Genomic DNA, 20,663 nt, shown 5'->3' on the forward strand with positions numbered 1-20,663 from the left:
AAGCTATAAGTATATATGTTTAGTCTAGAAGAGTTGAGGAAAAATCTACAATCTCTTTGAAGAGTTAGAGAGAGTTAGAAGTCAAATCTTGATTCATGGCATCAATAATGTGGTGTAAAGCTTCAATAAAAACTCGTTCCGATTTTGAATTTAAAGCATTATGTAGATAGGCTTTTCCTCCTTGAGGCTGACACAAAAATTGAATTACTTGTTTTTTTCTGCTTTTGGTATTCATGAAAATAATCGATCTAGTAACTGCGATTTAAATTGAAGTTATGGTGAATAATCTATCTTGATTGCGGTATATTTTCGGCAAACCGAATGATATAAAAGTTAAATCAAGGCTTACTGCTTATAATAACCGTTTAAAGTGAGCTTTTTTTAACGATAGTTAAGCCTGAGAACTGCTTTCGCCATTAATCACCGCAGCACCTACGAGATGGGCTAATCTTAATGCTTCTGGAACTTTACCACGATCTGTTAGTTGTGCTAAAGCCTGGGCAATAATTTCTGGTTGCTCACCGCATACTTGAAAATAAAACGGCGGATAAGCATAAATTTCTCCTGCTTTTTGCAAAATTATCAATCTCTGCTGGAAATTGGGCAAACGAGACATGGCTTGCTTCATCTTGTTTAGGTTAGGCAATTTTCTCATCACTGCTACACAGGGAAGCTGTAATCTTTGAGCTAACAAAGGTAAATTGACTAAATTAAAACCGCCAAAGCCAATACCATCTAACAAAACCAAGTGTAGCTGAGGCAAGAATTTCTTATCGATCAGGAGTTGGCAAATAACGTCTGTTGCATCTTGACCATCTGCTTCTACTGCTCCCCATACCATACCTTCAAAACGAGTATCGGCACAAATAATGCCTGCTACATTTACTTTAGCTATCTGATGACGAACAAACGGCGCATCATCAAACCCGATCGCTCTAATTTGTCGTTTTTGCCGCATTAGAGCCGCTAATTCCATGCTCTACATTTTTATTTAAGTTGATTTAATAATTTTAAAAACAATTAAAAACAATTAATTTAATTATTTATAAATTTATAATTCATTGATAAGTAAATTTGCTGGGTTAATCAAAGCTAGTTATTATCTTTAAATCAAACCAAGTTAAATTTAGGCGCTCGCTGGTAAAACATTAACTAAATTTCTAGCTGAAGACGGATAAATTCATCGTCTGCCGTTCGCTACTGTAATCAGTAGTGTGGTAGAAAATAAAAGTGAAGAGATGTATCGTTATTTAGAATTAAGCCAATTTTTCATAGTTAGCGTGTCCGTGGGAATTATTATTATCCTGCTATTTAGTTGGGAAAAGCCTGAGGTTAATAATCAAAGTGTTAGCCTACAAGAAAGCATTATATTTGGCGATCTTATACCGTCACAAAGTAATCCTTAAAAGTAGTAAAAATAGACTAATTATCAGTATCCCGCTGCATTAGTCGTTCTAAAGTGTTCATCGTCAATTGAATTTGGGCTTCAGTATGCAGACAGGTAATAAAAAAGCGCAGTCGAGCAGCATCGTAAGGAACTGAAGGATATACCATCGGGTTGACATTAATTCCTGACTGATTTAAAAGTTGAGCTAAACATACTGCTTTATGCGGCTCGCCGACAATAATTGGAATTACGGGAGAATCGGCACTATAGCCAGTGTTAAAACCTTTATTTTTAGCGAGATTGAGGCAAAATTTAGCTCTACTTTGCAGTGCGATCGCTCTTTCTGGTTCAGATTTGAGCAATTTAATTGCAGCCAACGCAGCAGCGGTATTAGCAGGAGACATACCCACACTAAAAACAAACCCTGGGGCAGTATATTTTAAATACTCAATCAATTCACGGCAGCCAGCAATATAGCCACCACAACTGGCGAAAGATTTACTGAGTGTTCCCATCCACAGATCGACATCTGTCGATTTTAGCTCGAAGTGTTCTCTAATTCCCCCACCAGATAAGCCTAAGACACCGATGGAATGAGCTTCATCTACCAGTAGAAAGGTTTGATAATGCTGCTTCAATGCCACAATTTTGGTTAAAGGAGCAAGATCGCCATCAGTACTATAAATACCCTCGATCGCAATTAATACTTTTTGATATTTGCTTCTTTCTCGTTCTAAAATAGCTTCTAAAGCCTGACAATCGTTGTGGGGAAAATCAATAACTGTTGCCCCTGAAAGGTTACAGCCTTCTTTAATACTATTGTGACTTAGGGAATCGCAGATAATTAAATCCCGATTGCCAAAAAGATGCCCGATAGTACTAACGTTAGTAGCATGACCACCAACATAAACAATGGCATCATCTGTACCAATAAGATTGGCTATTTCTCTTTCTAATTCTAAATGGATTGGACGCTCACCTGATAGTACCCGACTGGCAGAGACTGAAGTTCCGTATTGAGCGATCGCTTTTTGAGTAGCTGCAATCACTTCAGGATCTCCAGACATTCCTAAATAGTTGTAGCTGGAGTAATTAATTAAGATACGATTATCAGTTTGAATCGTATCTTGGGCAATACCCTGATGCAGACTAAAGAAAGGATTACCCAATTTTTCGACTCGTGCTAAATCTTTTTGGAGATTGATATATTCGGGAGTTAGTTTGAATTGGCTATATTCTGGCTCGATCTCGAACTGGCTGGTTTTTATCGGTACAACTGCTGGTTTTTCCTGAAGGTTGTTTTTAGATGCAAAACTTGCAGGGTTATGAGGAAACATGGGTTCATCTTGTAAGCCTTGTCGCGCCTCTAGTATTTCCTCTATTTGCTGCACGGATATCTCTTTAGCTTGCTTTGGCTCTATTTTCAGCAAAACATTCTCAGAAGATAATTCTTGGGCAATGTAATTGGTTAACAGTTCCACATTGGGATAATCGAATGCAGCCGTTAAAGATATGGCATTACCCAGGCTAGCCTGTAGATGGTTTTTGAACTCTACCGCCATCAATGAATCCATACCGAGATCGGCAAATTTTTCTTGGGTATCGATATCTTCTAGATCGCTAAAGCCTAATACTTTGGCAATCTGCTCGCGAATATGTTCCTGTAAAACATGGTGCTGTTGGCTTTCTGGGGTTTGCGCTAATAGTTGCAAAAAGTCAGAAGCTAAAGTTGGTTCGATTTCCGTTTGGGGCTGTAATCTGGCAAAAAAAGGATTGGCTGGCTGTTGGCGTAAGAAAGTTGCCCAATCTACGGGGAAAATAATCGTTTGATCCGCCTGTTGCTGCAATAATTGTTTTAGTACCTGTAGTCCTTGTTGGGGTGCGATCGCACTTAATCCTTGTTGCCTTAGTCTTTGCTGTTGCTGGAAACTTAAACGGCTAGCCATACCAACTTCATCCCAAATACTCCAGTTGATGCTCAACCCTGGTAAGCCTAAATTACGGCGATAGCTCATCAAGTTATCCATAAAGGCATTAGCTGCCCCGTAGTTACTTTGCCCCGCTGCACCGAATACAGAAGCGATCGAAGAGAAACAGACAAACCAATCTAGAGGCAGTTTGGCGCTGGCTTGATGTAAATTCCAAGCACCCGTTATTTTTGGCTGCAATACTTTTTGGAAACGCTCCCAAGATAAGGTTTTTAGTAACCCATCATCGAGTATTCCCGCTGTGTGAATTACTCCCTTGATGGGAGATGGAGAGGTAGCAAAAATTTGTTTTACAGCACGATCGTCGGTGATATCAACCTGGATGAAATTAACTGTAACGCCTTGCTGTTCTAATTTGTTTATTTGCTGTTGAGCAGATGCTGAAGGCTCTTTTCTGCCTAGAAGAATTAAATTATTTGCCCCTTCTTCTACTAACCACTTAGCTACCAGTAAACCCAATGCACCCAAACCACCTGTAATTAAATAGCTGCCGTCAGCTTTGATTACCTGATTACTGGCAGGTAATGAGATCACAACCTTACCAATATGTTTGGCTTGTGCCATATATCTAAAGGCATCATCAGCTTCGGTAATCGGAAAAACCTTATGGGGTAAAGGCTGTAGTTGGCGATCGCTAAACTGCTGCTGTAATTGGGCAAACAAAGAAGCAATTAACTCGGGATCTTGGTTAGAAACTTCTAATAAATCAAAAGGAAAATAACGAATATCTGCTCTTTTGGCTGCTACTTGCGCTCGATCCCAAATGCCCACCTTCCCAATTTCGATAAACCTTCCCCGGGGTGCCAGAATAGCTAAATTCTGCGGAATAAAATCACCGTTGAGGCTATTGAGAATCAAATCTACACCCTCGCCATTGGTTAGCTGCATTACTTGTTCAGCAAAGTCGAGGTTGCGGGAATTCATTACATATTTAACTCCCGATGCCTTAAGAAAATCCCACTTACCTAACGAAGCAGTAGCATATACTTCAGCACCTATTTGCTGCGCTAACTGCACCGCAGCTTGTCCTACTCCACCAGCAGCAGCATGAATGAGAATTTTATCCCCTGACTTAATTTTAGCTAGATAATGTAGTCCGTAATAAGCGGTTAAAAAGGTTGTCGGAATCGTCGCAGCTTCGGCATAGTTGAGGTGTTCTGGTTTGGCGATCGCAAATTGAGCATTCACCGTTACATGGCTACTTAAGCTACCTACAGCTTGTGCTGCAATCACCTCATCCCCTACTTGAAAATTAATTACGCCTTCTCCTACGGCTACCACAACTCCTGCACATTCACCACCAAAGGGTACTTCAGTTGAGTCGGCAAATCCCATTGCTTGCAGATATTCTTGCAACACGCCTAAAGCATTTAAGACATCACGGAAGTTTACCCCACTAGCGGCTACTTCAATCTCAATTTCTCCAGGTTGAGGAAAGCGACGCTGTAAAGGTGCAAGAGTAAGATTGTCTAATGTGCCGTAGTTAGATAGTTGCAGTCGGTAGGGATTATTTAAGGTGTTGTCTTTAGGAGTCAGTCTAGCTACATATCTTTGATTATCGTGATACGCAACCTGAGTTTCTTCACCGGTAGATAGTAATTCTGGTAATAGCTGCTTGAAAACACGATCGCTATTTAGATTATCGAAATCGATTAAGCTACAGCTTAAACTAGGATATTCATGCGCGATCGCTTTAACCAATCCCCATATCCCTGATAAATTATTTACTTTATATTGAGCTTGCTTGGTAACAACTGCTAGTTGAGTAAGGTTGAGATTTGCTGCTGCCAAAGACTGCATGAGATAGAAGATACTGGCGCAGTCTCGATCGTTAACAACGCCTGGTTCACTTTGATTGCAGAAATAAACAATTCTTAAATTAGCAGCGCGATCGTAATCTATAGTTTGCCATAACTGCTGAAAATCTTCGGGTCGATCGGGGTTAATCGTATATTGCGTATTTAATTTTGATGCAGTGAAGCGATCGCCTTTAGCCAGCAAGATACCCGATAATTGTGAGGTTATTTTTAGAGATAGCTCGTTTTCTTGAGCAAATACCAGCCAAACATCGTTATTTTGAACCTGAAAGCGCTTTTTATTATCTAAATCCTGATTTTCCCAGTCAACTTCATATAAAGAATGAGTGAGACTATTTTCGACTGCTGGAAGATCGATTAATTTCCGTAGAGATTGAAGCGAGAGATACTGCAAAGACAAGCCCTTTATTTGGGCAACTAAATCACCAGAATCATCGATTAAAACCAAATTTGCGGTTAAAACGCGATCGCTTTGGGTAGACTTAATAGTTACATGAGTCCAAACCCGCATACAGCCTGGTTTAACTAGAGTCAAAGTTTCCATACCAACAGGTAGATAAACTCCTGAGTGAGATTCTGTTACCGTACCAATTAGCTGTAAACAAGCATCCAGTAATGCGGGGTGAAGTTGATAATTATCGGCGCGATCGACAAGATTATCTGGTAGCTGAATATATCCTAGAGCTTCTCTTTCTCCCTGCCATATTTGCTTGATTCCCTGAAAGCTAATGCCGTAATTAAGCCCTTGTTTACTTAGTGTTTGATAATAATCGGCAATATCTGAATATGGTTGCAGTGAAGACTGTAATTGAGCTAAGTCTAGATTATTTCTCAAGCGATCGCATCTTTTAACTTCAACTTCGCTATGTAAAATAAATTTATCACCACCAGAAGCACAGCTAAAAATTTGTACTCGATAAACTGAATTCGATCCAGGAGATAACACCGTCTGAAGTTGAGTAGTATCTCCTAAGATCAAAGGCTGTTTAATTAAAAACTGTTCGAGTCGTAAGTTGCAATCTGGGTAAATATATCGCCCTGCTGCCAGTGCCATTTCTAAGTAAGCCGTTGCTGGAAATACTATTGCTGATTCCAATCGATGATCTGGCAAATATTCAGGGCTATTAGCCTCAATTTGTCCCTGAAAACGGATTTCTGAAGTTGCAGCTAGGGTTAAGGGATTGCCCAGTAAAGGATGTAATGGCTGTTGGTTTAAATTAGCTTCAGTCCAAAATTTGGCTCGATCCCACCAGTATCGTTGACGCTGAAAAGGATAAGTAGGCAGTTTGACACCTTGAGAATTACAATTGCGATTAAATGCTTGCCAGTCGATTTTGATTCCCTGGTGGTATAGTTGAGCAACACTATTTAAAATTACTTGCCAATCATCTTGTTGATGAGCCAGACTAGTCAGCAACAGGGGAGAATAATTTATTTCAGTGGCTAAGATTGTTTTGCCGATGTTAGCCAGAATTGGCTTTGCCCCAACCTCCAAAAAAATATCAATTCCCTGCTGGAGTAAAAACTGGAAGCTGTCAGCAAATTTAACTGGCTGAATAATATGCTCTACCCAATAGTTAGGATTAGTAATATCTAGTCCTGCTAATTGTGCCGTGACGTTAGAAACTAGAGAAATCTGGGGTGCAGTATAAGCTATTTCTGCTGCTATTTGACTAAAGTCTTCCAGCATAGGCTTCATTAACGGAGAATGAAAAGCATGAGAAACATCCAACGGAGTGCTGCTAATATCTATCTGAGCTAATTTAGCTTTAATTACTTTTAGAGTCTGACTGTTTCCTGCAATAACGATATTGCGATCGCTGTTAATGGCAGCAATATTTACTTCTTGGTTATAGTTAGCAATCAACTCAGCAACTTCTACCTGACTACTAAAGATAGCTAGCATTCCCCCCGATGAAGGTAATTCCTCCATCAGCAGGCCTCGATGCGCAACCAGCTTTAAACCATCTGCCAAACTAAAAACTCCTGCAATACAGGCTGCAACATATTCTCCAATACTATGCCCCGCAACATAATCGGGTTTAATACCCCAAGCAAGCCACAATTGAGCCAGGGCGTATTCCAATGCAAAGATAGCGGGCTGGGTATATATTGTGCGGTTAATTTCCAGTTGTCGATCGCTGTCGCAATTAGAATTAGATTGGGTAAAAATTATTTCCAATAAAGGTCGATCTAAATAATATTCCAGAATAGCTGCACAGCGGTTTAATGCCTCCCGAAAAACAGGCTGGGTATTGTAGAGTTGTTGACCCATGCCGACATACTGCGAACCTTGTCCTGTAAACAGCCAACAAATCTTCTTCGGCTGAGAATTAACAGTACTTACTTTCAATCCTGTTATCTCCTTGCCAGAGGTAAAAGCCGCCAGTTGCTTGTGTAACTGCTGAGTCGATTTACTGATACAGCTAAGGCGATAATTAAAGTGACTTCGTTGTCTTTGAGTCGCTACACAAATTTCTGCTAAAGATTTATCTGTATCTTGAAGCAAAACTTGATAACTTTGGACCAACTCCTGTAGTGCAGATTTACTCTTAGCCGAAATAGTCAGAAAATGTAGCGGAAGTAATTCTTGTTCTATCTCCCCATCTCCCCGTCGCCCCGTCGCCCCGTCTGCCATGACAACATGAGCATTCGTCCCGCCGAAGCCAAAGGAATTAACCCCAGTAATTACAGGTTTGTCTTGTTGCCAAGGAGTCAACTCTGTCACAACTTTTAGGTTTAAATCTTCAAAGGCGATCGCCCGATTAGGCGTATTAAAATGCAGGCTGGGGGGAATCTGCTTGTGTTTAAGTGCTAGTGCTACCTTGATAATCCCCGCAATACCTGCTGCGGTTTCGGTATGACCAATATTGGTTTTGACTGAACCAATTAAGCATTTTCCTGATTGACGATTTTTACCTAAAACTGCCCCTAAAGCATTGGTTTCAATCGGATCGCCCACTTTTGTTCCCGTACCATGCGCCTCAATGTAATCTACCTGCGCTGGATCGATACCGACGCGATCGTAAGCTTCTCGTAATACAGCCTCTTGAGCCTGGGGATTTGGTGCAGCCAATCCTTTGCTTAGACCATCCTGGTTGACCGCACTACTGAGAATTACACCATAAATATCATCACCCTCTGCTTGAGCCTGAGAGAGAGGCTTTAATAAGATTAAACCTGCTCCTTCTCCCCTGACATAACCGTCAGCACTGGCATCAAAGCTTTTACAACGCCCCTCACTGGACATAAAGCCACCCTTGCTAAAACCCACCATAATCGTCGGCAGCAGCAGCATATTTACTCCACCAGCTAAAGCTAAGTCAGATTCTCCTGTCCAAATACTCTGACAGGCCAAATGAACCGCGACTAAAGATGAAGAACAAGCCGTATCTACTGCCAAACTTGGGCCTTTAAAATCAAAGCTATAGGAAATACGATTAGCTGCAATACAGTTTCCTGTTCCCGTTGTGGCGTAAGGTTCGCTTACAGGCTGTTGCCACATCATAATCGAGTAATCGTGTGTCCCAATACCAATAAAGACCCCTGTCTTGCTACCCTTTAAATCTTCGGGGATTTGACCAGCATCTTCTAAAGTTTCCCAGGCAACTTCTAACAATAGACGTTGTTGTGGATCCATTGTTACCGCTTCTTTGGGAGCGATGCCGAAAAACTGGGGATCGAAGCGATCTATATCTTCAAGAAAACCACCCCAGCGAGTATTAGCTTTACCTGGTTTGCTTTGGTCTGGATCGTAATAAGAGTCTACATCCCATCTAGATGCGGGAACTTCGGATATTCCATCTCTGCCATCTCGAATCATTGACCAAAAAGCTTCAGGGTTGTTCGCGCCTGGAAAACGACAGCCTATACCAATAATGGCGATGGGTTCTAATTGCATGGTTGACGGTGGATCGGTGGGAAACTAATGAACTGTGGTGTAGATTAGCATATATATAAACCGTTGTAGATTAGCTAAGTTTAATTTACGCAGGTTTAGGTAATATATTTTTGGCGTTAGTGAATCAAGGTAGCATTTAAAATCTAGTCAGATTTGAATTTAATTCAAAAAGCTAACAGCTAATAGCTAATAGCTATATGCCCATATGCCCGTGCATGACTCTATCACGGACGACGCGAAGCGGTATCCTTTACCGTTATTGGACGGCGGTAAAGCATGATTAACGAGGAAACTGTACCCCGACATACCCCATGATGCTGTCTCTACCAGGATTTGCCCCAAATAGATCTGCATGGGAAATATGATGCCAGCGCAACCCCAACATTAGCCTTCGGTTATTTTTAAGCTTGATACTTGTACCAGCACCAGCTTGAGGCGTAAAGTTAAAGCTTGCTCCTGTACTGGGGACATCACTTGTTGTACCCATTACCCCCGCACCACCGTCAACATAAAGCGACCAGTTGGACTTACGCACAAAGTGCCAGCGCATCAAAAGAGCTAAGTTTAGCCCCAAAGCATCATCATCTGGTTGACTAAAATAAATGGTGTTTAATTCTAAATTAATACTATGACCATTGAACAGAAATTTGGATAATCCTGCACCTACTAAAGCAAAGCGTTGCGGAAAAGACTCATTCCTGTCTAGGGTAGTGGCTGCTGCACCCTGGATGTACCAGTGTTTTTGACCTTTAGTCCCAAAGGTAGGCTCAGATTGTGACTGCGGAATGCGTTTAGCCTGGAGTTGTTTAATTGGAGTTGAATGCGCGGGAGAGGGCGATCGCAAGAGTAACAACATCCCTACAAAAAACGTTATGCCATGATAGATGTTATTTTTATTGCTCAAAATAGTATTATGCTTAATCAAAATTAATAATATTCATTGACCACAAACCACAGTTTAGCTTAACTTTATCAACGATAAATGTCTTATAAAAAATACCTACAGGCATTCGATCTAACTTCAGTTATTTTACTGATAACTGTACTCTTGCTGGGAATCTTTTTTCGCTTTGCTAATCTGGATTATAAGGTTTTTTGGGTAGATGAAGTTTCTACTGCCGTTCGAGTTTCTGGCTATACTATTCCCGAAGTTACTGATGATTTAATTCAACAAGGTATTGTCGATCGCCGTATTTTATCCTCATATCAAACTGTAAATTCAGCTAAATCTTGGCAAGATAGTTTTAATGCTTTAATCCAAAGCCCAGAACACGCACCACTTTATTTTGTCTTGACCAGACTATGGATGCAGTGGTGGGGAAACTCCATAGTGGCGATCAGAAGCCTGTCAGCTTGGTTGAGTTTATTAGTTTTTCCCTGTCTATATTGGCTATGCAAAGAATTATTCGATCAACCGTTAGTTAGCCAGCTAGCGATAATGTTCATGAGTGTATCGCCTTTTTACGCCGCTTATGCTCAAGAAGCACGTCCTTATAGTTTATGGACAGTGACAATTTTATTAATCAGCGTCAGTTTTTTGAGAGCAATTAGGCTAAATAATAAACTATCTTGGTTGTTCTATAGTTTTTGCTTGACTATTAGTTTTTATACTTCTTTATTTTCTATCTATATTGCCTTTTTCCAGGGTATTTATCTGTTATTGGTTCACCGACAAAGAAAGTTGAAGATCATCAAGAGTTATGTGATATCCTCGATTATTGCTTTACTATTTTTTTCGCCTTGGATATTAGTAATTTTCAATAATTTTAACTTACTCAAAAAAAATACGAGCTGGATGAGAGGTAATTTTAACCTAGCTGATATTATCGCTGTTTTCATTGGCACAAATTTACTAGTTTTTGGCGATTTACCAATTTCTCAAAACTCTAATCCAGTTCAAACGGCAGTAGTTTTAATTATTGTGGTTCTTGGTTTATTAGCTAGTCTTAAATTGCATCGGCGCTGGAAACAAAGACTCGTCAAGCTTGCTTTGCTACTAACTGCATCAAGTAGCATCTTATTATTATCTCAATATATATATCTGGACTGGATAACTATAATTGGCGCATTAGTTGCCTTATGTATTTTAAGTCTATCCGTTTATTCTTTATACTACTTGATAGCTCATACTAATCGCGATCGCTGGCTATTTATTCTGAGCTTAATGCTTTCTCTCCCAGTACCTCTAGTATTAACCGATATTATTAATCAGGGACAAAGTTCAACTGCCCCGAGATATTTAATTCCCTTACAGTTGGGAATCTTAATTGCCGTGACATATACTTTGGCTAATAAATTGGCAACGATTGATGTTAAGTCGGTAAATCAACAAAAATTCTGGCGGTTAATTGTAATTGCTTTTATCAGCTTGGGTATTTATTCCTGCATACGCAATCTAAGCTTGTCGCCATTTTATCAAAAAGGAAGAAATATTAATAATCCTGCGATCGCAAAAATAATTAATCAAAGTAATTCTGCTTTAGTAACTACAGAATATAATGGTGCGATGGATGCTGTATCTTTGGCTTATTCTTTGATAGAAAAAGTTAAATACAAAATTATTACTCCTGAAGAAAAATTAAATCAGTATTTTAATCAATTCGATGATATATATGTTCTCAAACCTTCTCTAGAGTTAAAAGAAAAACTAGAAAATAATCAAACAATTAATTTTAATCAGGTATATAAATCCCATGTATTTAGTGCTGATGAATTTCCTCTAGATCTTTATATAGTCGAGCTAGCTACTTAAGTAGGTAAATTCATGAAAATAGCAATAATTTGTTCTAGCTTTTTTCCAGTAATTGATGGAGTAACGATCGCGGTATATAAAAGGCTGGAACAGCTTAGTATTTTAGGACATCAAGTAATAGTATTTTGTCCAGACTATAAACCGATTAAATATATTTATCTAGATTATCAAAAATATACAGGTAAAATATTTTCTGGCGTAGAAATAATTAGCTTACCTAGTAGTAAAGCGATCGCCTTAGATTTTGAGCGAGATGTAACTATTAATTCTTATCAAATTGTGATTAAAGAATTAGCCAAATTCAAACCTGACATTATTCATGTTGATGAAGCTGAAAGATTAGGTGTTTGCTTGCTAAAACTACCAGGAGTTAAGTACGCCAGACAAAATAATATCCCTTGTGTGGCATGGTTTCATACCAACTATATTGATTATTTTGATGACTATTTTGATTTGCCTTTAGAATTTAATAAATTAATTAAAAAGATATTAAGCTTCATCTTTGCCAAAATTTATAATTCTTATGACTTAACTTTAGTATCGAGTCCAAATACCGCTCAAAAGATTAAAAATATCGCGGTTAAAAATATATATTTTGCTGAACTATTAGGCTGCGATATAAGCCAATTTAATCAGATCAAAAGAACTAGCAATTTTTTTACCGAACAATATAATTTACCTCATCTAGACAATAAAATAAAACTAATCTTTATCGGACGTTTAACTCCAGACAAAGGTTGGAATTTTGCAGGCGAATCATTAGCCGAACTACCACGAGAAATATTAGATAAAATAGCAATTATCATTGCTGGAGATGGAACACTTAAAAATCAAATAGAACAGACTTTAAAACAGATAACGTCCAACATCTATTTACTAGGTAGAATTGCGCCCGAAACTGTACCCGAACTACTAACCAATGGCAATATATTTATTACCAATTCCGAAAAAGAAACCAGGGGACTAACAGTTATAGAAGCTGCCGCTGCGGGAATACCTGCGATCGCGCCCCGCGCTGGAGGGGTTGTTGATACTATTAAAGATGGCTCAACTGGCTTTTTATATCAACCTCAAAACAAAGCAGATTTTTTAAATAAACTGACTCTATTAATTTCTGATGATAACTTACGACAGTCAATGGGAGCAAAAGCTCAACAAATAGCTCAACAATGGAATTGGAAGCAAACTGTTAAAAATTTAGTCGAGATTTGGAAAAAAGAAATAATTAAAAATAAGTCTAACTAATTTATTATCTGGAGTTCTCTGCAAGCTAGAGTAAACTAGTTTAATTATTATATTCACGATAGTTAGAAAAAGCTATTAGCCCTAAAGGATTAGCCCTAAAGGATTAGCCCTAAAGGATTAGCTCCTTACGTCGCGTCCTCCTTACGTCGCGTCCCGTTAGCTGTTAGCTATTAATAGACGTGTCTTAATCTTTACTTCGAGTGCTTAATCAAAAATATAAACATAGCTGGTAAGCCAGTCAATCATTCCTTGATGCAGTCCTAAACGAAGACAGCCCTAAAGGGTACCGCTTCGCATAAAGTCAGGAGTCAGGAGTCAGGAGTTAAGACTTTAGGGCATATCCTTTAGGAGACTTTTATATAGCGAGATCTCAGACGAAGCAGTATAACTTATACAATTAATATCTAAACCTTCTTTGAACCATTTCGTCAACTACCCGACTCTGACCGCAAGGAGCGGTACAGATCGGGCTTGAGAATCCCAGTTCCCAACTAAGAGTTGCACTACAGCACTAGCCTAATCCTGATACGCACTGCCAATCACTTCCCTCGATTGGTTTATCTGCAAGACTACTGGGAGTAGTCGCTTTAGGAGAGGACATTTTGGATTAGGTGCTGGAAGGGACACACAACTTATACAGGGTTATACCTAAATGAAAAAACAACCAACTACACGAGTACCAGTTTTATCACCATCAGGTGAACCGCTTATGCCGACAACCTCAGCACGAGCAAGAAAATGGATAGCTGCGGGTAAAGCAGAGTCCGTATGGAACGATCTTAAAGTATTCTGCGTACAGTTACTACAAGAGCCATCTGGGGCTGAAACTCAAAAAATTGTAGCTGCTATAGATCCAGGTAAATTTTGGTCGGGCTGTGCCTGTATTTCACAAAAAGCCGTACTGTTTACTGCTAACTTGATTTTACCGTTCAAACGGGTAGTAGCCAGGAAACAAGCACAAAAAATATTGCGTCGAGCCAGACGAGGAAGACGTATTAATCGCAATTTACCCTTTGAGCTTCGCGCTCATCGCCAAAAAAGATTTAATAATCGTAGAGGAAATAAATTACCTCCAAGTATACGCGCCTCAAGACAGCTTGAACTCAGAATTATTAAAGAACTAACTCGAATTTTTCCTGTTTCTGAGATTGTTTATGAATATCTCAAGGTAGATGTAGACCTAACTTCTGGTAGAAAAAAAGCCCTTTCTGGTAAAGGCTTTAGCGTTGTAATGGTCGGACAAAAATATATGCTGCAATGGTTGTCTGAGGTTGCGCCTACCTACAAATTAGAAGGTTGGCAGACTTCAATTATTCGCAAGCAGTTAGGACTTCCAAAAAATAAAGATAAAAGCTCTCAAAATGTTTCAGCACACGGCAATGATGCTATTGCCTTGGCTGCTAGTAGATTTATGAAATACAAAGCTTTTCATACTTCCAATTCTCGTGGACATCATTGGGTTGGCTCAATTCAATTAACTAATGCGCCGTTCAAAATAATATCTCATCCTCAACTGTATAGAAGACAACTGCACTTTGAGAATCCAAACAAAGGTGGAATAAGAAGGCGCAAGGGCGGAACTGTTACCCCGTTTGGATTTAGAAGTGGCGATTTGGTTCAAGCTACTAAAGGAAAAGTAACGATAAAAGGTTATATCGGTGGCTATTCAGAAGTAAATAAGGTTGTTGCTATCTACGACCACAACTGGAAAAGGTATGGGCAGTTTCGAGTTTCAAAAACAAATTTATTAAAAAGGAGCAATGGACTATGTGTCGCATAACCTCGTCGGCTCTCCTCCCGACCCTCATCGCTACATCCTTGGCGATAGAAGGCGGGACTCCGAGCCGAAGAACAGTTGAAACAGTAAGGCAAAATTGTCGATCGCTCAAAAAAATAATTATCTCGCTTAATTGTTACAGCTATGATTTGCAAATACTTCTGAATTAAATTATGTATTGCTATTATGGTTTAATTTGCATTGGGTAAACAGCAGCCATAATATGTCTAGTCAGTTAGAGTCTAACATTGTTGAAATATTGCAGTGCCGAGCTAGATCGCAAAGTGAGGATACAGCTTATATTTTCCTTAAAGATGGTGAAAATAAGGAAATCAGGCTGACGTATCAAGAATTAGATCGTCAGGCAAAAGCGATCGCATTTCAATTACAGCAATTAGTTGCGCCTGGCTCTAGAGCTCTACTGGTATACCCTTATAATGGCGGGTTAGAGTTTATTACTGCCTTTTTTGGCTGTTTGTATGCTGGAGTCGTAGCTGTACCCTGTCATCCACCAAAAAACCGCCTGACTACGGTAGAGGTGCAAACTCGCATAGCATCTGCGGGTGCAGAAGTTATCCTGACTGAATCTAGTTTGTTGGGCAAATTAAAAACCCAGCTATTTAAGTGGGGAAATGCTGCGCTACATTGCTTAAACACCGACAAGATAGATCAAACTCAGGTTAATAATTGGACTGCGCCAAATATAACTTCAGCTACTTTGGCTTTCTTGCAGTATACCTCTGGCTCTACGGGTGAACCTAAAGGAGTAATGATTACCCACGGGTGTCTGATGCAGAATCAGGAGATGTTAAAACAGGCTTTTGGACATACTAAAAACTTGGTTGGGGTTGGTTGGCTACCGTTGTTTCACGACATGGGTTTGATTGGAAATGTAATCCAGCCGATATATATGGGAGCATTTTGTGTGATGATGTCTCCCGTTAGTTTTGTGCAAAAGCCGATTCTTTGGCTACAGGCGATTAATAAATATCGAGCGACTACTAGTGGCGCACCAAATTTTGCTTATGATTTATTGTGCGATCGCGTTACGCAAGAACAAGCAGCGCAATTAAACTTAAGTAGCTGGGAAGTAGCGTTTTGCGGAGCAGAACCCATAGAAACGGCAACTATGGAACGATTTAGCCGTAAATTTGCCAGTTGTGGCTTTAAATCGACGGCATTTTATCCCTGTTATGGCATGGCGGAGGCTACTCTAATGATGACGGGGGGAGATAAAGCTAAATCTCCTGCGGTTAAACATTTAGACACAATTGCTTTAGAACAAAACAAGGTGGTGACTAGAGACAAACCCCAACTAGGGACAAAGACTTTTGTTAGTGCGGGGTATCCTTGGCTTGATGGCAAAATTGCGATCGCTAAACTAGCCAAAAGCACTGCCGATCCTGATTCTTTAACTGAATGTCAGCCAGATCGCATAGGTGAAATTTGGTATTCAGGATCTAGTGTCGGACAGGGATATTGGCAGCTACCAGAAAAAACCCAGCAGACATTTCAGGCTAGCCTCAATGGTAAACAGTATTTACGGACAGGAGATTTAGGTTTTATTAGCGACGGTGAACTATATATTACTGGTCGTTTGCATGATATTTTGGTTTTTTGGGGACTCAATCACTATCCCCAGCATATTGAACAAACAGTAGAAAAGTGTCATCCTGCACTAAAAGCCAACTGTGGCGCAGCTTTCTCAGTGGAGGTGTCGGATAAATCCAGATTGATCGTTGCTCAAGAAATAAAGCGTACTTACCGTAAATCTTTGGTAATGGATGAAGTAGTAGAAGCGATCCGCTGGTCAATATTTCAACAGCATTTTATTGATATCTATGGCATTGTCTTATTGCAACCAGGTAGCATGCCAAAAACTTCTAGTGGCAAAGTGCAGCGTAGTGCTTGTAAGGTAAAATTTCTTGACGAAAGCCTAGAGGTTTGTCAACAATGGTATCTCAAAGATGTAACCAAGAGTGATGTGACTGGGTTATTCCAGAGATATACAAATCCCCTGACCTATCTTAAAATGTTATCGGCGATCGCCAGAGGGAAAATGCGACGCACTTTATATTTAAGAATGAACAGTCTGGGTAAATGGTTATAAGCAAGGACTAAGAAATAAATATTTATGCTGAAGAGGTTTAAAAGTATTAAGTATGGTTTTTTATTGGCGATCGCGATTTTAATTACAGTTGCGATCGCGCAATCGGCTATCCCCGCCGAGAGAATTGATTTTAACTACAGTCTGCTGGGTTTTAACCTCAAAGTTAAAGATCTTGAATCCTTTGCTAAAGACGGAAAGGTAAGCAATAGTCTGAATTTTTATCTCAAGCGCATATCGCCGCAGCAAACCACGCAGTTACAGAAATTTCTGCAACAGAGTTACGATGTCGATCCTGTCTTAGTCTATCGTTATTCCCGTACTTCTGTAGGAATTAGGATGTTGCAACGCATTGGCGAGATTATTCAGCTACCTGGCTATCTCAATGGTTTTTATGGTTTGCGTGCTGCGGTGGTACAAACTGCTGCATCTGCTGAAGGAATTAATTTGGTTGATTTTCTCAAGCGTTTTCCGACGGATATTCAACTCAACCTAGAGGAATTACTTAAGCTGGTTAAACAAGTTGCTGATGCAGAAGCAAACACCAAGGATTTTATTGCTGGCTTAGAAGATAATCGCCCAGGCGCAAAATTTGATTCTAAAAACGTCCCTGAGTTTTCACAGCTGGGAGTATATAAAACTAGCAAACAAACTTTAGAATTTTACGATCGCACTCGCGATCGCAATTTAGTTACCGATCTTTATTTACCACAAGGCAAAACCGATACTATTCCCGTAATTGTGGTTTCTAATGGTTTGGGTGCTAAACGCGATCGCTTTGATGAGTTAGCCAATTATTTAACTTCTTATGGCTTTGGGGTAGTTATTCCCGATCATCCAGGAAGCGATCGCTACCGCCAAAAAGCTTTTTTAAAAGGATTATATCAAGAGAACTTTGATGCCACTGATTTTATCGACCGTCCCCTCGATATTAGCTATATACTAGACGAATTAGAGCAAATTAATCAAAAAAATGGCAATAATCAGCTTAATCTAAAACAGGTAGGTCTTTTTGGCTATTCTATTGGCGGGACAACCGCTCTTTCTTTGGCAGGGGCGGAGATCGATTTTGAACAATTAGAACAAGCCTGCGCTCAACCGCTGAATTTGCTGAATATTTCGATTTTGTATCAATGCCGTGCTTTGGAATTACCCAGACAAAAGCACTCGCTCAAAGACGAACGGATTCAGGCTGCGTTTATGTTTGTGCCTTTTGGCAACAGTATTTTTGAGCGAGAAACTCTAGCTAAAATATCTATCCCGATTATGTGGCAGGTTGTTGACCGAGATTTCTTGACTTCTTTATTAAAAGAACAAGTACCATTATTTGAGGCTTTAAAAAGTGGCGATCGCTATTTGGTAATTTCTCAAAATCTACCCCACTCTAACGTTACTTTATCAAATGAGCAGCGATCGAGTCAAGCAAAAGCTTTTGAAGTGGCTAAAATATATCAAAATATTTTATCTTTAGTTTTTTTCCAAAATTATCTGGCTGGTAATAAACAATACCAACCTTATTTAAGTTCAGAATATATTCAGGCAATTGAACAAGAACCTTATGAACTTCATTTAATTGAACCGACTTCGCCTCTACGAGATATGTCAGACTAAAAATCTCTTGCCTTCACTCATATTAAAAGCTAATAGCTAATAGCTAACGGGACGCGACGTAAGGAGCTAATCCTTTAGGGCTAATAGCTTTTTCTAACTATTGCTATATAAAAGTCCCCTAAAGGATTAGAAGTTCGCGTCCGTCCTCGGCGTCCTAAAGGACTAGCTAGCGCGTGACGCGCTAGCTAGTCCTTTAGGGCATATGCTTTAGCATACCGCACAGATAAACACAGATGAACACGGATGATTGATTTGCTTACCAACCAGATCTAAGTTTTTGAAAAGAATTTGTTAATCTATTGTCTATCGGAAAAAAAGTTAGTCAATATGTTGTAAATAAATGAAAAAAAGCAGCCAAAATTACTATTGGTGGTTAGGAATAAGTTTACTTTTTACTCTTTATTATGGGTTGCTTTCTTATTACCACGCTTTTAGCCAAGAATATATAGTTCAAGATGATATTAGACAGCACATAATTTGGTTGCAGAAGTATATCGATTCAGAATTATTTCCCAACGATTTTATTGCTGACTATTTTCAAAGTCTTGCTCCTCTGGGATTTGAAGCCTTGTATTTTTGGACTGCCAAGGTTGGTTTTGAACCAGTCTGGTTAGCGAAAATTTTGCCAGTAATTTTAGCAATAATAACTACTGTGTATATCTATTTATTTACTTTAAAAATATTACCAAGGGCTAGCTGTGCATTTCTTGCTAGTCTATTGGTTAATCAACTTATCTGGCTCAATGACGATCTGATTTCGGCAACCCCCAGAGCTTTTATTTATCCTTTTTTGGCGGCATTTTTATATTATTTAACCATAAATTCGCTAATTCCTTGTCTTGTATTAATGTTATTGCAGGGTTTATTTTATCCTCATATATTATTAATCGAAATGGTTGTATTGACTCTAAGATTATTAGTATTTAAAAAGAGCTTTTCAATTAAACTTACCGCTGATAAGCAACCTTATCTTTGGTGGATTTTAGGCTTGATTATTACAGCGATCGCGCTATATCCGCTTACTCAGCAACCCCCTGAACTAGCTACTGTGATTACCGCCGAACAAATGCAGCAAATGCCTGAGTTTAATCCTGGTGGTAGAACTCCTATTTTTGGTAGTGGCTGGTTTGAATATTGGTTTTTTGGAAATAGCGGTTTAGATCTTCCTCTATTTCCGACTATAGTTTGGTGTAGTTTAGGATTACCTTGGATCTTAATAATTAAGTTGCCAGTTATTAAGCTGATTACCAACAAAATTGCCATTTTAAACCAAGTTACTATTGCATCTTTATTAATGTTTGCGCTAGCGCATATTTTATTGCCCGTGCTACATTTGCCTAGTCGTTTTACCTATCATAGTTTGCGTATTATAATGGCGATCGCTACGGCAATTGTCTTAACAATATTAATAGATATAGGTAAAAATTGGTTTAATCGCCAGCTTCAAGCTAAAACATCTTTTAAGTTATTCGATAAAATCAAAATTGCTTTAATTATTATCTTTAGTATTACAGTAATTGTTGTTCCTGCTGTACCCTATATATTTAGTTCGTTTCAAAACTGGCAAGTGGGTACAGCACCAGAAATTTATCAGTATTTAGCCCAACAGCCGAAAGATATTTTAGTCGCATCTTTAAGTGCAGAAGCTAATAATATTCCCGCCTTTTCTCAGCGCTCAATTTTAGTAGGAGATGAATTTGCTTATGCTTATCATCCCGCTTACTATAATCAGATTAAGCAAAGAACTGTTGATTTATTACAGGCTCAATATAGTGCTAATCTTAAAATTTTGCAGTTTTTTATCAGAAAATACGATTTAGATTATTTATTAATAGATAAAAATGCTTTTACTCCTGAATACTTATTAGAGAAAGATTGGTTGATAAATAGTTCCTGGTCAGAAGAAACGAAAAAAGCAATCGCACAATTGGAATCTGGAAGTACACCAGCTTTGACTAGATTTATACAGTCTTGCACAGTAATATCTACTGAAGATTTAATTCTTTTTAATACAGCTTGTATTATTAAGTAACAATTTTACTTAGCATATGCAATAAAATAGAAAATAGAGCTCTCTT

At 39.0% G+C, this 20,663-nt stretch carries 11 protein-coding genes; 7 read left to right on the forward strand and 4 right to left on the reverse strand.

Annotation, left to right across the window (positions count from 1 at the left end; genetic code table 11):
• Window positions 1-64: 64 nt before the first annotated feature.
• Both V6C71_15520 and V6C71_15525 read right to left on the reverse strand, forming a co-directional pair.
• The gene (locus V6C71_15520) at window positions 65-235 is read right to left on the reverse strand and encodes a hypothetical protein (GenBank protein ID HEY9769878.1); all 171 of its coding nucleotides are present in this window, start codon (window positions 233-235) and stop codon (window positions 65-67) included.
• 156 nt (window positions 236-391) lie between these two features.
• Window positions 392-976 carry a DUF99 family protein gene (locus V6C71_15525; protein ID HEY9769879.1) on the reverse strand — a complete coding sequence of 195 codons (585 nt, stop codon included), beginning with the start codon at window positions 974-976 and terminating at the stop codon, window positions 392-394.
• 238 nt (window positions 977-1,214) lie between these two features.
• On the opposite strand from V6C71_15525, the gene V6C71_15530 reads away from it, so the two are divergent.
• Window positions 1,215-1,406: a hypothetical protein gene (locus V6C71_15530; protein ID HEY9769880.1), complete on the forward strand. Its 192-nt coding sequence runs from the start codon at window positions 1,215-1,217 to the stop codon at window positions 1,404-1,406.
• Window positions 1,407-1,422: 16 nt separating this feature from the next.
• Here V6C71_15530 and V6C71_15535 read toward each other — a convergent pair whose 3' ends face one another.
• Window positions 1,423-9,093, reverse strand: coding sequence for an aminotransferase class I/II-fold pyridoxal phosphate-dependent enzyme (locus V6C71_15535; protein ID HEY9769881.1), 7,671 nt, complete (start codon window positions 9,091-9,093; stop codon window positions 1,423-1,425).
• Between the two features lie 280 nt (window positions 9,094-9,373).
• Window positions 9,374-9,997 carry an acyloxyacyl hydrolase gene (locus V6C71_15540; GenBank protein ID HEY9769882.1) on the reverse strand — a complete coding sequence of 208 codons (624 nt, stop codon included), beginning with the start codon at window positions 9,995-9,997 and terminating at the stop codon, window positions 9,374-9,376.
• Between the two features lie 78 nt (window positions 9,998-10,075).
• Here V6C71_15540 and V6C71_15545 point away from each other — a divergent pair, with 78 nt between their 5' ends.
• The 6 genes from V6C71_15545 to V6C71_15570 all read left to right on the forward strand — a co-directional run bounded on the left by V6C71_15545 (window position 10,076) and on the right by V6C71_15570 (window position 20,617).
• Entirely contained in the window at window positions 10,076-11,845 is a 1,770-nt protein-coding gene (locus V6C71_15545) for a glycosyltransferase family 39 protein (GenBank protein ID HEY9769883.1), read from the forward strand.
• Window positions 11,846-11,857: 12 nt separating this feature from the next.
• Window positions 11,858-13,090, forward strand: a complete 1,233-nt coding sequence (locus tag V6C71_15550; GenBank protein ID HEY9769884.1) for a glycosyltransferase — start codon at window positions 11,858-11,860, stop codon at window positions 13,088-13,090.
• Between the two features lie 652 nt (window positions 13,091-13,742).
• A complete protein-coding gene (locus V6C71_15555; GenBank protein ID HEY9769885.1) occupies window positions 13,743-14,870 on the forward strand; it encodes an RRXRR domain-containing protein in 1,128 nt (375 codons plus the stop codon).
• Window positions 14,871-15,090: 220 nt separating this feature from the next.
• Complete coding sequence (locus tag V6C71_15560) at window positions 15,091-16,977, forward strand: fatty acyl-AMP ligase (GenBank protein HEY9769886.1); 1,887 nt, start codon at window positions 15,091-15,093, stop codon at window positions 16,975-16,977.
• A gap of 24 nt (window positions 16,978-17,001) precedes the next feature.
• Window positions 17,002-18,585, forward strand: coding sequence for an alpha/beta fold hydrolase (locus tag V6C71_15565; GenBank protein ID HEY9769887.1), 1,584 nt, complete (start codon window positions 17,002-17,004; stop codon window positions 18,583-18,585).
• Between the two features lie 340 nt (window positions 18,586-18,925).
• Window positions 18,926-20,617, forward strand: coding sequence for a hypothetical protein (locus V6C71_15570; GenBank protein ID HEY9769888.1), 1,692 nt, complete (start codon window positions 18,926-18,928; stop codon window positions 20,615-20,617).
• Window positions 20,618-20,663 lie beyond the last annotated feature (46 nt).

Origin of the sequence: Coleofasciculaceae cyanobacterium, assembly GCA_036703275.1 — a bacterium.
Lineage (GTDB): Bacteria > Cyanobacteriota > Cyanobacteriia > Cyanobacteriales > Xenococcaceae > Waterburya.

Bases quoted from the DNA above. Each gene is read 5' to 3' on its own strand.
- V6C71_15560 (HEY9769886.1), top strand. From the start codon at position 15,091: ATGTCTAGTCAGTTAGAGTCTAACATTGTTGAAATATTGCAGTGCCGA.
- V6C71_15550 (HEY9769884.1), top strand. From the start codon at position 11,858: ATGAAAATAGCAATAATTTGTTCTAGCTTTTTTCCAGTAATTGATGGA.
- V6C71_15570 (HEY9769888.1), top strand. From the start codon at position 18,926: ATGAAAAAAAGCAGCCAAAATTACTATTGGTGGTTAGGAATAAGTTTA.
- V6C71_15555 (HEY9769885.1), top strand. From the start codon at position 13,743: ATGAAAAAACAACCAACTACACGAGTACCAGTTTTATCACCATCAGGT.
- V6C71_15520 (HEY9769878.1), bottom strand. From the start codon at position 235: ATGAATACCAAAAGCAGAAAAAAACAAGTAATTCAATTTTTGTGTCAG.
- V6C71_15565 (HEY9769887.1), top strand. From the start codon at position 17,002: ATGCTGAAGAGGTTTAAAAGTATTAAGTATGGTTTTTTATTGGCGATC.
- V6C71_15525 (HEY9769879.1), bottom strand. From the start codon at position 976: ATGGAATTAGCGGCTCTAATGCGGCAAAAACGACAAATTAGAGCGATC.
- V6C71_15535 (HEY9769881.1), bottom strand. From the start codon at position 9,093: ATGCAATTAGAACCCATCGCCATTATTGGTATAGGCTGTCGTTTTCCA.
- V6C71_15545 (HEY9769883.1), top strand. From the start codon at position 10,076: ATGTCTTATAAAAAATACCTACAGGCATTCGATCTAACTTCAGTTATT.